Genomic DNA, 14,463 nt, shown 5'->3' with positions numbered 1-14,463 from the left:
TTTCAACATATTGGGGTCATCGTGTCTAAGAAAAGGAGCTGAGGTTCATATGGATCGACGTATTGCCAAAACGAGACAGTCCATTTTTGAAGCTTTTATCGAGCTGATGGGGGAGAAGAGTTTTGAGAAAATAACGATTAACGAAATCGCGGAGCGCGCGAATGTAAACCGGGGAACCGTGTATCTTCATTTTACCGATAAGTACAATCTGCTGGATCAGTGCATAGAAACATACCTGCACTTGCTTGAGGAAAGCTGTATGCCTGACGGGGCGTTGAACAGGGTTCCTTCCAAAAAGCTGCTGCTTAGCACATTTGAATTTCTAGAGCAGAATGCTACGATTTACTCTGTGCTGATCTCGGGCCAAGGCGTGCCCGTGTTCCGCAACCGGATGATGGAGATGACCAAACAAGGGGTCGAGCAATACATCAAGGAATCCGATCTCAACCCTGGTGTTAACGAGGAGGTCATGGTGCAGTTTCTGAGCGTAGGAATTACCGGTTTGCTAGAGTGGTGGATGGTCCATTCCATGCCTTGCAAGCCGGAAGAAATGGTGGATCAGGTGCTTCTGCTGCTGGCAAGCCTGGAACGGGGTTTGACTGTACAGGGGAGTCACTTATTCATTAACAGGAATTCATGACAGTATTGAAACTGAAGCCTGGGGTATGACAAGGATCAGCCGAAGACGAATCCACCTGAGATGATTGTGTGGAACAAGCTTAGCCGCCTTCCAGCTGGATCGTGGTGTGCTAGGATGTTGGGGGTGGACACCGGGGTGGACACCAGGTTCGTTGGGGGGCGGCTGTTCGCAGGTTGCAAGGTACAAGGTGCAAGCTGTAAGTTTTATGTTGCACCCCCCGCAGGCTGTTAACTTGCCAACCGTAACCTGCAAGTTTGTAACGGTAAGCTGAGCTGGAGTATTTAGTAGTAAGCTGTCCGCATCATACCCCTCACGCGAATAGGTCTTGGATTGAAACTTGCAAACCCGGATACAGTTGGGATTCCGCATAAGGGTCACGGCCTTGAGCGTAATAGCTCACATCGGAGATATCGCCGTCTGACAAGGAATACACAATGACTTGAGCTTTAATCGGGTCAACAACCCAATACTCCATAACGCCGCATTGCCGATACAGATCAAGCTTCGGGATCATGTCCCTGCTGCGCGTGGAAGGAGACAGCACTTCGATGGTCAGGTCTGGTGTACCCTTGTATTTACCCTTCTCATCGATTTGATCTTTATCACAGATGACAACCAGATCCGGCTGCACAACACAGATATTGTCCTCCTCCTTCTTCAAAGTAATATCGAATGGAGAAGTTAGAGGTGTGCAGGATTTACCCTTAAACCAGTTGTAAAATGTGCCAAGCAGTACAAGTACCGCATGCTGGTGCTTGTACGAAAGGGAGGCCAAGTTGTATACGACGCCGTCGATCAGCTCGTACCGCTGTTCTGACGCTTCCGTCAGTTCCAGGAATTCCTCGTAGGTGACTCTGTCGTTCTTGTCAGCTGAATACTTCACAGCTCCCTCCCTTAGGACAAGTTCATCCGTTTCGGTATAAGCTGTCAATCGCGCCACATCTCTGCCGTTCCTCGTCACGATGATTTCCTCATTAGCTTCTGCAAACTTTAGATACTTTCCGAAATTGTTTTGCATATCGGTTGAAGGCACTCGCATAACATCCACCTCAATTTAGCTAACTTTATTTCATTCTAGCTAATTTAAACGTGGGTATCAATGAAAAATAGGCAGATATACTATAATTAAGATGAAAACAATGATTCCATAAGGGCATATTAGCTAATATTTGTTCTGGATTTCACAAACTATGCAGAGATATCGGTAAAATGTACCGCTGGGTAGTCTTACGGCATCTTAGGGATGCTGGGCTTGCCTCATCTGCGGATTTATTGATTTGGCTTTTTTACTGGTCCATGTTCATTCTAGCTTTTTGGTTGACGCGTTTTTAATACAACGTTTTTCAGTTCAACTTATATTGTTCGGGAACTTTCCCCCTCTATGCGGAGTCTGTTTAGGTAAAGGGAGGAGAGCGGCTTGAAGGAGATGGAGTTTCAGCGTGGCGGGGAATTGAGTTTGTCGGATATCCGGACGCTGATGCAAGCTTACGGCGAGGACGTCTGGAATTATGCTTATGCGATCACCCGAAATACACATACGGCGGATGACGTAGCGCAGGATGTGTTTATTAAAGCCTATCAACGTTACGGCTCCTTTCGCGGGGAGGCTTCGGTCAAGACCTGGCTGCTCACAATTACACGCAACACCGCCTTTTCCTATCTCAAGCGGGCGTTTCTGCGCAGAGTGGTGCTGCTTGGGGAGCGGACGCCGAACGAAGGAGAGGCTGGCTCGTCAGGAATGCCGTCGTCCCCATCGGCGGAGTCCGAATACTTGGAGCGGGAGGCGGTGGATGAATTATGGCAGCAGGTTCTGAAGCTGCCTGCCAAATTTCGCGATCCGCTGGTGCTGAGTGTGTACCACCAGCTGTCCATGGATGAAATAGCCGCCATAACGGGTCTTTCATCAGGGACGGTGAAGTCCCGAATCTACAGGGCCAAGCAGAAGGCGGCCGCTGATTGGAGAGGAGCGAATAAGGATGCATGAATGGAAGCCGGAATGGGATAAGAGGTTAGGTCAACCTCCTTTTAAGGAACGGCGGTTTGGGATAGAGATGATGGAACGGGTGGAGGAACGGATCCGGACTGCAGAACGGAGCCGATTGCGGAGCAGATGGAGCCGGACGGCTGCGTTTGTCCTACCTGCCATGCTGGTGCTGCTTGGTGTGGGGATCTGGTTCGGGAGCCATGCCGCATATGTTACCGCTCCGGATCCTCCTGGCCCTGGCCCGGTTCATCAGGGGGGAGGAACGATTCAGACTGGCATCCAGCCCGGAGACGGTGGTAATTACGACTGGTGGGGCTCCCCGGAGAATGAGACCAGGGAGGGCAGCGACCGCACTATCGTAACCTTGGCAGCCGCGCTTATGAAACGGGAGATTGGCATCTGGGGCGGCCCGTCGCCGGAGATTTGGGCGGCTCCTGACGTTAAACAACCGCTTGAGCGCTATGATGTGTCCAGCCCTTGGGTGTACGAGGTGTACGTGGACGAGGTTAACTCCATCAAGGACAACATCGAGATGGACAATCCAGATACGGGGAGCACCGTCTACGAGCTTCGTCTGATGCTGCGGGACTCGATTCCGATGGTCTATGAAGAGGCGATTGAGGTCACGGTGTCTAATGATACCCGGATGATCACTTGGATTGAGCTGATGACTACTGATGACATGGGAACGCCGCTTGATGAGTTCGAGGAACGGGATTCACGATGATCTGCGTTAGCCTGGTATATTACGGGCTGGCGAAAGCTTGGCGCGGATCAGATAACAGTTGAAGTGAGCGAAGTGGTGAAGGGGCACGGCAACTATCAACTTAAACGTTAGAATAATCTCACCTATCATATGCACACCAAAGTACGGGACACTGAACCCGGTGTTTTGGCTCGCAATGGAGATCGGACGTGTGTGGTCAGGGAGACACGAACCCAATCCAGAAGAGGCTAACCGGACCGGTTAGCCTCTTCTTTATGGCCGACTTTTCTTCTCTCGAAACCATCGCGCGTTCCCTGCATGTTATGTCGTTCGATAAGGTCTGAAGAATGCCCGGATATCCTCCGCAAAAAGCTCCGGCTCTTCCAAAGCGGTAAAATGCCCGCCCCGTGGCAGCTTAGTCCAGCGGGTAATATTCAGGTTGCGTTTGGCCCATTCCTCAGGGGGCAGTAAGACATCAGCCTGGAATAGGGCAAGGCCTGTCGGAACCTCGATACGGCTCAGTGGCGGCAGAGAATGCGTATTCTCATAATACATATGTGCTGCCGAACCAATCGTGTTTGTGACCCAATACATCATAATATGGGTGATAAGCTCGTCCTTGCTGAATTTCTGTTCAAGATCGCCGTTGCAATCGCTCCATGACCGGAACTTCTCGAGGAGCCACCCTGCTACACCAGCCGGCGAGTCGGAAAGTCCATACGCCAGCGTCTGGGGGCGCGTTGATTGAATGGACATATAGCCGCCCTCTTGTGCGATCCATGCCGAAGCGTTGTCCCTGTAATGAAGCTCTTCTTCTGAGAGCTGGGTCAGATCCGTGGCAGCCAGAAGATCACGAATAATCCCGATATCGGTTAAATGGATGCCGTATAACACTTCGGGATAGTTGGCGGCCAAATATCGGGTCACCCCGGAGCCCATATCTCCGCCCGCGGCGGCAAATTTAGAGTAGCCTAACTGCTCGGTCATGAGTGCAGCCCACATCTCGGCAACGCGTGAATTGTTGACGCCAGGATATTCAGGATGACTGGAGAACCCGAATCCGGGCAATGAAGGGACGATGACGTCAAAGGCATCCTCGGGGTCACCGCCGTAGCTGGCTGGATCGGTCAGCAGCGGGATGACTTTGTGATACCGAAGATAACTGTCGGGCCATCCGTGGGTAAGAATGAGGGGGAGAGGGTTAGGCCCTTTGCCGCGTTCAAGTACATAATGCACATCCATCCCGTCCATATGGCAGATAAACTGGGACATGCTGTTCAGCTCAGATTCGTGTTTTCGCCAATCATAATGATTTTTCCAGTACGTAACGAGCGATTTCAGGTAGCTTAATTCCGTGCCTCGTTCCCAGCCTGAGTTGTCCAATGTGTCCGGCCAGCGGGTATGATGCAGTCTGTATTTCAGATCATCCAGAACCTCATCGGCGATGTGAATATGAAATCGTTCAATAGCCATCTTGAGCACCCTCCTTGTCTGTTCCATCGTCGTCATTATATCCCTGATGCAGGTATGGTACACTGGCATAAATGAAGCTTTTAACTATACTATCTGACTATAGGTGACTGCTATGCCGCAAATCGACCGATTCAAAAATCGTGTGGTGAACATTGATTTTTTTGCTGTGGAGGACTTTCGTGCGCTTCCTGACCCTGACCGTCTGTCTCTTGTATTCATCACGTCCGGAAAGCTGAACGGGATCTTGAATGAACGGCCGATCTCCGTTGCCGCTCCCGGCATCCTGTGCTTGTCCGAAGCTGATGAACTGAAGGTGATGGAGAAGCAAGACGTTGCTGCGCAATCTTTTCGCTTCCATCGCGACTTTCTCCATTCTGTTAAATTATCCGAAACGCAGCATTACTTTCCGCAGACTCCAAGCATACAAACGGGACTGGCCTTGTTTCGAAGAGATGGATCACATACAGGTGTCCCGCGCATTACCGAGAAAGCCTACCCCTTATTATTTGAGTGGTTCTTCATCCTCGGCACGGAAGTACATGCGCAAAGTGATGCGCGCTGGGCATGCAGGATCAAAAAATACCTCATCCAAATATTCGGATTGCTGGAGGATTTGAGTCACGGTAGCGAACAATCGCCTGTTGATGCGGCGCTGGAATATATCCACACCCACTATTCCCGAAAAATTTCGTTGGAGGAATTGACGAAGTGTGCCCATTTGAATCGGGTAACGTTGAACAAGCTGTTCCAGGAACGATGCGGGACTACAGCTATCGGTTATTTACTCTCCCATCGGCTGAAGGTGGCGGCTGATCTGCTGACACATACGGACATGAACCTGAATGATATCGCCCTGGCCACCGGATTTGAGTACGACACCTATTTCATCAAACAATTCACATCCAAGCGCGGGATGACGCCGACGGCATATCGGGTAATGTCTCGCAAATTTTCGAATGTTCAATAGTCGAGGCTGGTCTAGGAAGGAGGAATTCTTATGTTCAAAAACCCGCTAAAGTTGTCTCTGTTGATGATCGGTATTTTTATTATTGGTGTTGTGGCTACCCAGACTTTTAAAGACGGTATAGATGTGAGTGGTTTCATTCGTCTCGTGGAGTGGGCAACCTTGTATGTGCTTCCTTGGATTTTTCTATACTGGTTCGTAAGGTATGTCAAAATGAAGAAGTAGATCAAAGCGTCCATTCCACTTAGATATACAGCTTAATTATTCATGTGCTTAAGTACGTTATCTGAATCATCCACGATATTTCCTTATCTTAAAATGTGCTGAACTAAGTTGGAGTGAAGGAGGATGTCGATTTGGGCCAAAGCATGGCCACATCCAAAGTTTGTGAGAGGCGGCCATGGGGTTAGAAGGGCGGTCTCTTTTTGGCGTGGTTAAGTTCCCTTCTCGAGTGATGATCCCCTCCCCCAACTCAATCTCCAGATCCTCGCTCACTGCTCCCTGAATGAAAGGGATAATCATGCAAAGGTCGTGAGCGGGGATACCAGGAGCCCCCTTGTGCTCTTATTCATAATATTCGATCCAATAACTCAGCTCAACAGCCTCTCTGGCAGCCTTAACGAGTTTCCGCTACGCAGCCCCTTACCGTCAGTTCTACGACTGCTCCCTCGCGGCGCTCATTGCAGCCGTCTCTTCCTCATTCGGCCCATACACGCCTGGCGCTGCCAGTCCGGCCTGACGCATCAGGATGGTGAGCTGGCCTCGGTGGTGGATCTGGTGGCGAACAAGGGTATTCAGTACCCCGGCATTCGTGGTTTCAATGAAGCCAAATAGCTTTACCGGCTCCTGCAGCTTCTCGTCCTGTCCTGCCCATTTGTTGCGGAGTTCGGTAATGGCCGATTCACTGCTACGGCGGTAAGCCTCAGCGATGGCAGCGGCAGATCCCTCAGGAGAAGGAATCTCTTGCTCCAGCCCGATTTGACTAAAGAATACGCTGACACTCTGGGTGATATGCCATGCGATATCGCCGAGCGTGCGCGGCTGGGCCTCTGACACCGCTTGGTTTAATGAAGCGTCTGTCAGCTTGTCCAGCACTTCAAGTGTCAGCTCAGCCTCCTGTTTCCAATCGTTCAGAAATTGCTCGATAGCTGCATACATAATTTACATTTCTCCTTTCATCACAATCCTTTTTATAGGGAACCCCTTAATGCTCGCAACTTTCCCCGAGTAAGGCCCGTGAATATTGTACTTCAATGGGGAAATGGTTCCAATCTCCGTGCTAAATTTGCCGAATTCGATGTTTGGACTAAAGGATGCTGTCTCGCTGCAATATCGTACTATACCGAAAGTTGCCTCCAGGTGTATCATGCATGAAAATGCATGGAGGTACAGTCATGAGCTTATTATCGTTTCTAACGTATTGTGTTATCGCCACCTTTACACCGGGGCCAACCAACATCGCCATTTTATCCATTGCGCATCGTGTTAGAATAAAAGAAGCTTTTCGATACATGTTCGGAGCGACGGCTGCCTTCGGCATGCTGCTGGCGGTATCTGCCCTGTTCAACCAGGTGATGGTGGCTGCGCTGCCCAAAATCATCGTCGTAATGCAGATCATCGGGAGTCTGTATATGCTCTATCTGGCTTATCAGGTAAGTACGATGAAGCTGTCCGGGGATGCGGACACGCAGGCGGCGACCTTTAAATCCGGGTACATGATGCAGTTTGTCAATCCGAAAATCTGGCTGTTCACAACGACCGTCATCCCCGGCTATGTCATGCCCTATTATCATTCAGCGGCGGCTTTATCGCTGTTTGTCGTCGTCATTACAGTGATCGGCTTTATGGCGTTTATGACCTGGGCGTTGTTTGGCATGGTGTTTAAACAATTTTTGCAGCGGCATCAGAAGGCCACGAACATCGTCCTGGCTTTGCTGCTGGTGTATTCGGCGATCGAGGTATCAGGACTGCTGAGGTAAATGGGGGGAGTCGACATGGATAAATTTATCTATAAAAAAAGAGCAGGCATCACGGCGCTGACTGCCAGCATGGCCGACTTCACTTACGTCAAGCACTGCCATGAGGAATATGCCATGGGCGTGACGCTGCGCGGTGTGCAGCAGTACAACCTGGACGGCAGCTTCCAGTCCTCCTATCGGGACGGCGTCATGCTGTTCCATCCGGAGCAGGTGCATGACGGAAGAGCCCAGGACCGAAGCGGCATCGACTACGTGATGATCTACATTCAGCCCGGCTTGTTTCTGGATCTGCTCGGCAAAAAAGACATCGTCAAATTCGATGCACCCATCGTGTATAACCGCAGGCTGGAGCATAGCATATTAAGCCTGGTTCGCGCCATCTTCAGCGATCAGGATGAAGCGGTGTGCAGCGAGATGCTGATCCGGATTGCGCATCATTTCTCAGACATCGATATGCAGGTCATGCCCCGGAGGAACGACCGCCTGATCACGCGAGCGAAGGACATGATCCACGCCAGTCTGAATGACGTGTTAAAGCTTGATGAGCTGTCCAGGGAGCTTGGCATGACCAAGTACCAGTTCATCCGGGCATTCAAAGCGAGCACGGGCATTTCGCCGTATCGTTTCTTCTTGAACAGCAAGCTGGAACATGCCAAGCGCATCATCGAGCAGAAGAAGGACATCTATTCGGCTGTTGCCGCCTGCGGGTTTGTCGACCTGTCGCATCTCAACCGCCATTTCAAGCGGGTATACGGCATCACGGCCATGGAGTATCTGTCGTATATTGAGTAGCCGCTACATCGTTCGCCATTCCATGATCTGTCGGAGTATCAGCGCCAGTGGTCTTATTCGGGGACACTCGCTAAAATTAACAGTTGACGATCGAGGGCAAACGTCCTTTAATTAGGGGAAATAACTCTTTTATCACTTCCCAAAATCACGATGACAGGAGTGGAGATCATGTTGTTATGGAATGGCAGACTCGTGCAGGACAATGAAATTCAGGTCTCTTACCTGGATCGCGGCTACTATTTCGGTGACGGAATATATGAGGTGTTCCGTATTTATGACGGTCATCTGTTTGAGGTGCAGGCCCATCTGACCCGGTTGTTCAAGAGCTTGCGCGAAATCCGTATAGAAATTCCATGGAATGAGGAACAGCTGGTTGGCATGCTGACATCTCTGGCGGAGACGTTTGGCAGGAAGGACGGCATTTTGTATTTGCAGATCACGCGCGGGGTGGCCAAGCGTTCGCACCTGTTTCCGGAAGCGGCTGAGCCGGTGATGCTGGGATACTGCGAAGAGGCTGCACGGCCGGTGGATCAGCTGAAAAAGGGCATTGCCGTCATTTCCCTGGAAGATGAGCGCTGGCACAAATGCCATATCAAATCGCTGAACTTGCTGGCGAACACGCTGGCGCGTCAGGAAGCGGCCGAGGCCGGAGCCGAAGAGGCGGTTCTCATTCGCGACGGACGGGTGACAGAAGCGACTTCATCCAATGTGATGATGGTCAAGAACGGAACAATCTACACCCATCCGAACGGACCGTGGATTTTGGACGGCATTACGAAGCAGGTGGTTGAGCGGTTGGCGAAGCAAAGCGGTATTCCATACCAGAACACCGCCTTTACCCTGGAGGAGCTGCTGGAGGCCGACGAGGTGTTTATCACCAGCACGATCAAGGAAGTGATGCCGGTTACGATCATTAACGGTACGCAGGTGGGGTCGGGGATTCCCGGCGTCATTACCCAGCTGCTGCAGAACGGATTCGAGCAGAAGATTGGGCTTGCCGAAGCGCCGGGACTGCGCTGACTAGCACGTAAATTTAAACCTTCTTTCCTGGAGCAGGGAAGGAGTTCAGCCTGTTGAGACCGTTCGCGCTCAGCAGGCTTTTATTATGCCTGTGTTACCTCCATCAGCTCACGCTATTTCCTGGTCATGTCTAATCGTTGTTGTACATGATTCGACATTGGCAATATATCATGATATATTATAATATATATCAAGTCCTTTTGGAGGATATGCGGGAGGATTATCATGAGTGACACGACCTCGTCCAAACCGATGTACGAGAAGATCTTTGATGATATGAAGCGGCAGATTTTGTCGCAGGACTATAAGCCAGGGGATCGGATTCCTTCGGAGAAGGAGCTGGCCGAAGCGTATCATGTGAGCCGAATCACGAGCAAGAAGGCGATGGAGCTGCTGGCGGCCGAGCGGATGATCGTGCGAAAGCCGGGGCGCGGCTCGTTCGTGGCAGACCCGGAGGCTGACTTGGGGGATGCGGCGGTGAGCGGGCAGCATGAAGGCAGCGCGGGAATGAAACGGGCCGGGCAAGAGCAGGCCGGGAAGCTGATCGGCGTGGTCCTGACCGATTTTGCCGGGAGCTACGGCACCCGCTTGATCTATGGAATGGAGGATGCCGCGCGGGAATTGGACGGCTTTCTGGTGCTGCGGCGGACATTCGGCGTCCAGGAGAACGAAGAGGCCACGATTCGCAAGCTGCTTCAGCTTGGCGTCGACGGGCTGATCGTGTTTCCGGCACAGGGAGAGTTCTTTAACGCCGAAATTCTCAAGCTGGTCATTGAGCGTTTTCCGCTCGTCCTGATCGACCGGGAGATCAAAGGGGTGGCTGCGGCCTCGATCAGCACAGACAATACGAAGGCGGCTTCTGTGGCGGCCGAGCATCTGTTCGACCTCGGGCATACGCATATTGCCCTCTTGTCCCCGCCGCCGGTGGATACGTCTGCGGTCGAGGACCGGATTGAGGGCTTCGTCCAGGCCCATGCCGGACGCGGCGTGGCGGTGGACCGCAGCCTGTGGATTAGCGATCTGACTTCCACGCTGCCGAACTCCTTCAATGATGAGAATATTGAGCGGGATATTAGCAGAATTATGCGGCATCTTCAGGAGCATCCATCGATTACGGCGATTTTTGCGATTGAATATTATATTGCTCTGCTGGCGAAGGCTGCTGCAACACGCCTGGGGTTAAGCATCCCGGGAGATCTTTCGATCATCTGCTTCGACAGCCCGCCATTTCGGATCGGGGAAGGATACGCCTTCACCCACATGCGCCAAAACGAAGAAGGCATGGGCAAGCTGGCGGTGGAGAACGTGCTGGCCATCATGGAGCAGGAGCCGGCTGCGAACAAGATCAAGCTTCCGGCTCAGCTGGTGCAGGGGGAATCCACAGGCCCGGCCCGTCACCACAACAAGTAGCGGCGCTGAGACCATGCTCCATGCCTGTCCCACTATGGAGCATGATTATCCAAGGGGATTGTCTGCGCAGTCGTCGTAGGACCGTAGGACATGAGCACATGCCAATATAGAACGGAAAGGATCTCAAATTCCACAGTATCGTGGAGATTGAGGTCCTTTTGCGTTGGTCCGCTAAATGTGCGGGGCCGTTCAGATTCGACTAGATGATATATGTATTCATATCAGTGAACCGCTCGTTTTTGTTTATTGACATAATGATATCATGCCAATATACTATATTTACTGAAAGCGCTTTATATTTATCAAGCCTAAATCAAGGGGAGGTTTATGTATGAGAAAGTGGCTGATCATGATGCTGACGGTGGTGATGTTCGGCGGACTGCTGGCAGGCTGCGGAGGCAGCGGTGGCAGTGGAGCCGAGGGAAGCAGCAGCGGCAAGGTTCAATTGACCTTTTGGGGCGATTGGGGCGGCGAAGGCCAGAAGCAGTTTGAGACGATGGTGGATGCATTCAACAAATCGCAGGATCGAATCGAGGTCAAATACGTGCTGCAGCAGGACATGGTCACGAAGTTTCTGACCGCTGCCACGAGCGGTGGAGCGCCGGACATTCTGTTCTGGGACCGCTGGAGAACCTCGCTTTATGCACCGAAGAACGTGCTGCGGCCTATTGACGAATACATGACCAGGGACGGCTTGAACGAAGGGGATTTTTACGAGGAATCGTTAAAGGAACTTACGCATAACGGCAAGCTCTACGGTCTGCCGTTAACGGTAGACGCCCGGGCGTTGTTCTATAACAAGAAGATGTTTGCAGACGCAGGGCTGGAGCCGCCGACGAACTGGAATGAATTGGAGCAGGCGGCCAAGGCGCTTACGGTATGGAATGGCAGCAAGCTGGAGGTGGCCGGCTTCTCAATGGGCGATCCGGGGCTGTTTAACATGTACTTGCAGCAGGCTGGCGGCCAGATGATGACTGAGGATGGGAAGACGAATTTCAACAACGATCAGGGCAGACAGGTACTGGCGTTTTGGCAGCGCTTGCTGAACGAGCACAAGGTGTACAAAATCGGCTTTGAGGAAGGGCTCGGGGAAGGCACCGATGCGTTTGTGACCGGCAAAGTGGCGATGCTGTACACCGGCCCGTGGATGATGAGCACGTATAACAAATACGGCCAGGATCTCGATTACGGCATCGTGCCGCCGCCGAGCGGGCCAAATGGCGGACAGGGCAGTGTGATGGGAGGCTTCGGTCTGGTCATTCCGCAGGGCTCCAAGCATCCGGAGGAAGCGTGGGAATTCATTAAATGGTGGACGGCGAACAAGGACAACGCCCTGCTGTGGGCCAAAACGAGCCTGAACATGCCTGGCTTCAAGCCGGCGCTGGAAGATCCATTCTTCACCGAAGATCCGCTGTGGAAGCCATTTACGGAGACGCTGGAGTTTGCCAAGACACGTCCGACGCATCCGGGCTACTCCGTCATGGAGGAGAACGCGGTGATCCCGAATTTGGAGCTGTTCATGCAGAACAAGCAGAGCCTGGACGATACGCTGAACAAAGCCCAGGAGCAAGGTGACAAACTACTTGCAGACAACGCGGTGGTAGAGTAACAAGCCCCGCCGAAAGGAGAGGGAAGTATGGCATCCGTCAATAAGCTTGGACAGCATCAGGCCCGAATGGCCTATCTGTTCATCACACCAACCATGCTGCTGTTTGCCGTGTTTATGGTCATTCCTGTTGTCATGGCCCTGTATCTCAGCTTCACCAATTATGACGTGCTGAGCAGCCATGACTGGGTCGGGCTGGACAATTACCGGCGCCTGGCCGGCGATGCGCTATTGTGGCAGACGTTTCTGAACGTCATGTATTATGCGGTCGTGTTCGTGCCGCTGAATCTGCTAATATCCTTGCTGCTGGCGATGCTGCTTAACAAACGGAAGGTCGGGGTCAAGCTCTTCCGCACCTTTTACTACTTGCCAACACTGACCTCGGCCGTCGCTGCGGCGACCGTGTGGATCTGGATGCTGCACCCGGAATACGGCCTGATCAACGGCCTGCTGGCCTATCTCGGCATTACCGGCCCGGCCTGGGTGTCCCAGACGGAGACGGCGATGCTGTCGATCATCGTGATGACGCTGTGGCAATCGGTCGGCTCCAACATGATCATTTATTTGGCGGGACTGCAGGGCGTGCCGGAGCATCTGTATGAATCGGCCCGCCTGGACGGGGCGTCACGATTCGCCTGTTTCCGCTACATTACCTGGCCTCAGCTTCGCCCGACGACATTTCTTGTCAGCGTCATGGCCATTATCGGGGCCTTGCAGCTGTTCGACCAGGCGTTCGTCCTGACCCAGGGCGGTCCGGCCAATGTCACCAAGACGCCGGTGTATCTGATTTACCAGCAGGGCTTCAATCAGCTGCAGATGGGCTATGCTTCGGCACAGGCGTTTGTGCTGGCGATGGCGATCCTTGTATTCTCCATCATCAGCATGAGAATTACCAAAGCGGAGGAGCCGATCGTATGAACGGTCGGCTGAAGGGAGGTCGACGATGATGACGGCAGACAGTGTTCCGCAAACGAAGAGTAACCCCCAGCCCGAGCGGCTGGGCGTGCCTATGAGAAAACGCGGGCTGAACATCATCTTTTACGTGATCTGCAGCGTGATTGCCGTCGTGATGTTTTTGCCCTTTTACTGGAGCGTGCTGACCTCATTTAAACCGGACAACGAGATGTTCAGCATGCCGATCAAATGGATCACGACCAACATTACGTTTGAGCACTATTACAACGCGTTTACGACGGTGCCGTTTGGCCTGTATTTCTGGAACTCCTTTGTGCTGGCCACGGCCGGTGTGCTGCTCAATCTGTTCTTCGGGTCGCTTAGCGGCTATGCGTTTGCCAAGCTGAACTTCAGGATGAATAAGCCGTTCTTTCGGATTTTGCTCATCTCGATGATGGTTCCGGGCATTGTGACGATGATTCCGAGCGTGTATGTGCTGCGGCATATCCCGTTTGCCGGCGGTAACGATCTGTTCGGCAGCGGCGGTTACGGTCTGATGAACTCGTTTTGGGGCATCATTCTGCCGGGCGCCTCGGGAACGTTTGCGGTGTTTTTCATGCGCCAGTTCTTCCTGACATTGCCGAGTGACATGATGGAGACGGCGCGGATTGAAGGTTGCGGGGAATTCCGGATTTTCTGGCGCATATACTTGCCGCTGACGAAACCGGCGCTGGCCACGCTGGCGATCTTCACCTTTCAGGCAGGCTGGAACAGCTTCCTGTGGCCGATGATCGTGCTGAACGATCCGGCCAAAGCGACGATCCAAATGGGGCTGCAGGCTTTTTCATACAATTATCAGACGGATTACGGGCCGATGATGGCGGGCGCGCTGGTCGCGATTCTGCCGATACTGGTGCTTTTCCTCATGCTGCAGCGATATTTCATTCAAGGCATTGCGTTTAGCGGAATTAAGGGATAGGAGATAGGAGAGATAA

The 14,463-nt window shown here is 52.3% G+C and carries 15 protein-coding genes; 12 read left to right on the top strand and 3 right to left on the bottom strand.

What is annotated here, in order from left to right; genetic code table 11:
• Positions 1–49: 49 nt before the first annotated feature.
• Entirely contained in the window at positions 50–640 is a 591-nt protein-coding gene (locus MKX64_RS08245; RefSeq protein WP_095264340.1) for a TetR/AcrR family transcriptional regulator, read from the top strand.
• 310 nt (positions 641–950) lie between these two features.
• On the opposite strand, the gene MKX64_RS08240 is transcribed toward MKX64_RS08245, so the two are convergent.
• Positions 951–1,679, bottom strand: a complete 729-nt coding sequence (locus tag MKX64_RS08240) for a type II toxin-antitoxin system prevent-host-death family antitoxin (protein ID WP_095264341.1) — start codon at positions 1,677–1,679, stop codon at positions 951–953.
• Positions 1,680–2,066: 387 nt separating this feature from the next.
• On the opposite strand from MKX64_RS08240, the gene MKX64_RS08235 reads away from it, so the two are divergent.
• Complete coding sequence (locus tag MKX64_RS08235; RefSeq protein ID WP_176475543.1) at positions 2,067–2,624, top strand: RNA polymerase sigma factor; 558 nt, start codon at positions 2,067–2,069, stop codon at positions 2,622–2,624.
• Positions 2,617–3,351, top strand: coding sequence for a hypothetical protein (locus MKX64_RS08230; RefSeq protein ID WP_095264343.1), 735 nt, complete (start codon positions 2,617–2,619; stop codon positions 3,349–3,351). The genes MKX64_RS08235 and MKX64_RS08230 overlap by 8 nt, the downstream gene beginning before the upstream one ends.
• Positions 3,352–3,651: 300 nt before the next feature.
• Here MKX64_RS08230 and MKX64_RS08225 read toward each other — a convergent pair whose 3' ends face one another.
• Complete coding sequence (locus MKX64_RS08225; RefSeq protein WP_095264344.1) at positions 3,652–4,803, bottom strand: epoxide hydrolase family protein; 1,152 nt, start codon at positions 4,801–4,803, stop codon at positions 3,652–3,654.
• Positions 4,804–4,915: 112 nt separating this feature from the next.
• Between MKX64_RS08225 and MKX64_RS08220 the strand changes: the two genes are divergently transcribed.
• Together MKX64_RS08220 and MKX64_RS08215 are read left to right on the top strand one after the other, a co-directional pair.
• Positions 4,916–5,770, top strand: a complete 855-nt coding sequence (locus tag MKX64_RS08220; protein WP_095264345.1) for a helix-turn-helix domain-containing protein — start codon at positions 4,916–4,918, stop codon at positions 5,768–5,770.
• A 30-nt stretch (positions 5,771–5,800) separates the two neighbouring features.
• On the top strand, positions 5,801–5,992 hold the full coding sequence (locus MKX64_RS08215) for a hypothetical protein (RefSeq protein WP_095264346.1): 192 nt from the start codon (positions 5,801–5,803) through the stop codon (positions 5,990–5,992).
• A gap of 429 nt (positions 5,993–6,421) precedes the next feature.
• Here MKX64_RS08215 and MKX64_RS08210 read toward each other — a convergent pair whose 3' ends face one another.
• Positions 6,422–6,925 (bottom strand): DinB family protein, encoded by a 504-nt coding sequence (locus MKX64_RS08210; RefSeq protein WP_095264349.1) that lies wholly within the window; start codon positions 6,923–6,925, stop codon positions 6,422–6,424.
• A 236-nt stretch (positions 6,926–7,161) separates the two neighbouring features.
• On the opposite strand from MKX64_RS08210, the gene MKX64_RS08205 reads away from it, so the two are divergent.
• The 7 genes from MKX64_RS08205 (at position 7,162) to MKX64_RS08175 (ending at position 14,447) form a co-directional block, all read left to right on the top strand.
• Positions 7,162–7,746, top strand: a complete 585-nt coding sequence (locus MKX64_RS08205; RefSeq protein ID WP_095264351.1) for a LysE family translocator — start codon at positions 7,162–7,164, stop codon at positions 7,744–7,746.
• A gap of 15 nt (positions 7,747–7,761) precedes the next feature.
• The gene (locus MKX64_RS08200; protein ID WP_095264353.1) at positions 7,762–8,538 is read left to right on the top strand and encodes an AraC family transcriptional regulator; all 777 of its coding nucleotides are present in this window, start codon (positions 7,762–7,764) and stop codon (positions 8,536–8,538) included.
• Between the two features lie 168 nt (positions 8,539–8,706).
• Positions 8,707–9,558 carry a D-amino-acid transaminase gene (gene dat / locus MKX64_RS08195; protein WP_095264355.1) on the top strand — a complete coding sequence of 284 codons (852 nt, stop codon included), beginning with the start codon at positions 8,707–8,709 and terminating at the stop codon, positions 9,556–9,558.
• 225 nt (positions 9,559–9,783) lie between these two features.
• Positions 9,784–10,968 carry a GntR family transcriptional regulator gene (locus MKX64_RS08190; protein WP_095264356.1) on the top strand — a complete coding sequence of 395 codons (1,185 nt, stop codon included), beginning with the start codon at positions 9,784–9,786 and terminating at the stop codon, positions 10,966–10,968.
• 331 nt (positions 10,969–11,299) lie between these two features.
• The gene (locus MKX64_RS08185) at positions 11,300–12,577 is read left to right on the top strand and encodes an ABC transporter substrate-binding protein (RefSeq protein WP_095264358.1); all 1,278 of its coding nucleotides are present in this window, start codon (positions 11,300–11,302) and stop codon (positions 12,575–12,577) included.
• 27 nt (positions 12,578–12,604) lie between these two features.
• Positions 12,605–13,492 carry a carbohydrate ABC transporter permease gene (locus tag MKX64_RS08180; RefSeq protein ID WP_095264360.1) on the top strand — a complete coding sequence of 296 codons (888 nt, stop codon included), beginning with the start codon at positions 12,605–12,607 and terminating at the stop codon, positions 13,490–13,492.
• A 28-nt stretch (positions 13,493–13,520) separates the two neighbouring features.
• On the top strand, positions 13,521–14,447 hold the full coding sequence (locus tag MKX64_RS08175) for a carbohydrate ABC transporter permease (protein WP_413773592.1): 927 nt from the start codon (positions 13,521–13,523) through the stop codon (positions 14,445–14,447).
• The last annotated feature ends 16 nt before the right edge of the window (positions 14,448–14,463 follow it).

The organism is Paenibacillus sp. FSL M8-0334 (assembly GCF_038000405.1).
GTDB lineage: Bacteria > Bacillota > Bacilli > Paenibacillales > Paenibacillaceae > Paenibacillus_AQ > Paenibacillus_AQ campinasensis.
The sequence above is the reverse complement of the archived record's forward strand: the minus strand, read 5'-3'. Positions and strand labels throughout refer to the sequence as shown.

Coding starts and splice junctions, on each gene's coding strand:
- MKX64_RS08245 (WP_095264340.1), top strand. CDS start 50: ATGGATCGACGTATTGCCAAAACGAGACAGTCCATTTTTGAAGCTTTT.
- MKX64_RS08240 (WP_095264341.1), bottom strand. CDS start 1,679: ATGCGAGTGCCTTCAACCGATATGCAAAACAATTTCGGAAAGTATCTA.
- MKX64_RS08235 (WP_176475543.1), top strand. CDS start 2,067: ATGGAGTTTCAGCGTGGCGGGGAATTGAGTTTGTCGGATATCCGGACG.
- MKX64_RS08230 (WP_095264343.1), top strand. CDS start 2,617: ATGCATGAATGGAAGCCGGAATGGGATAAGAGGTTAGGTCAACCTCCT.
- MKX64_RS08225 (WP_095264344.1), bottom strand. CDS start 4,803: ATGGCTATTGAACGATTTCATATTCACATCGCCGATGAGGTTCTGGAT.
- MKX64_RS08220 (WP_095264345.1), top strand. CDS start 4,916: ATGCCGCAAATCGACCGATTCAAAAATCGTGTGGTGAACATTGATTTT.
- MKX64_RS08215 (WP_095264346.1), top strand. CDS start 5,801: ATGTTCAAAAACCCGCTAAAGTTGTCTCTGTTGATGATCGGTATTTTT.
- MKX64_RS08210 (WP_095264349.1), bottom strand. CDS start 6,925: ATGTATGCAGCTATCGAGCAATTTCTGAACGATTGGAAACAGGAGGCT.
- MKX64_RS08205 (WP_095264351.1), top strand. CDS start 7,162: ATGAGCTTATTATCGTTTCTAACGTATTGTGTTATCGCCACCTTTACA.
- MKX64_RS08200 (WP_095264353.1), top strand. CDS start 7,762: ATGGATAAATTTATCTATAAAAAAAGAGCAGGCATCACGGCGCTGACT.
- dat (WP_095264355.1), top strand. CDS start 8,707: ATGTTGTTATGGAATGGCAGACTCGTGCAGGACAATGAAATTCAGGTC.
- MKX64_RS08190 (WP_095264356.1), top strand. CDS start 9,784: ATGAGTGACACGACCTCGTCCAAACCGATGTACGAGAAGATCTTTGAT.
- MKX64_RS08185 (WP_095264358.1), top strand. CDS start 11,300: ATGAGAAAGTGGCTGATCATGATGCTGACGGTGGTGATGTTCGGCGGA.
- MKX64_RS08180 (WP_095264360.1), top strand. CDS start 12,605: ATGGCATCCGTCAATAAGCTTGGACAGCATCAGGCCCGAATGGCCTAT.
- MKX64_RS08175 (WP_413773592.1), top strand. CDS start 13,521: ATGACGGCAGACAGTGTTCCGCAAACGAAGAGTAACCCCCAGCCCGAG.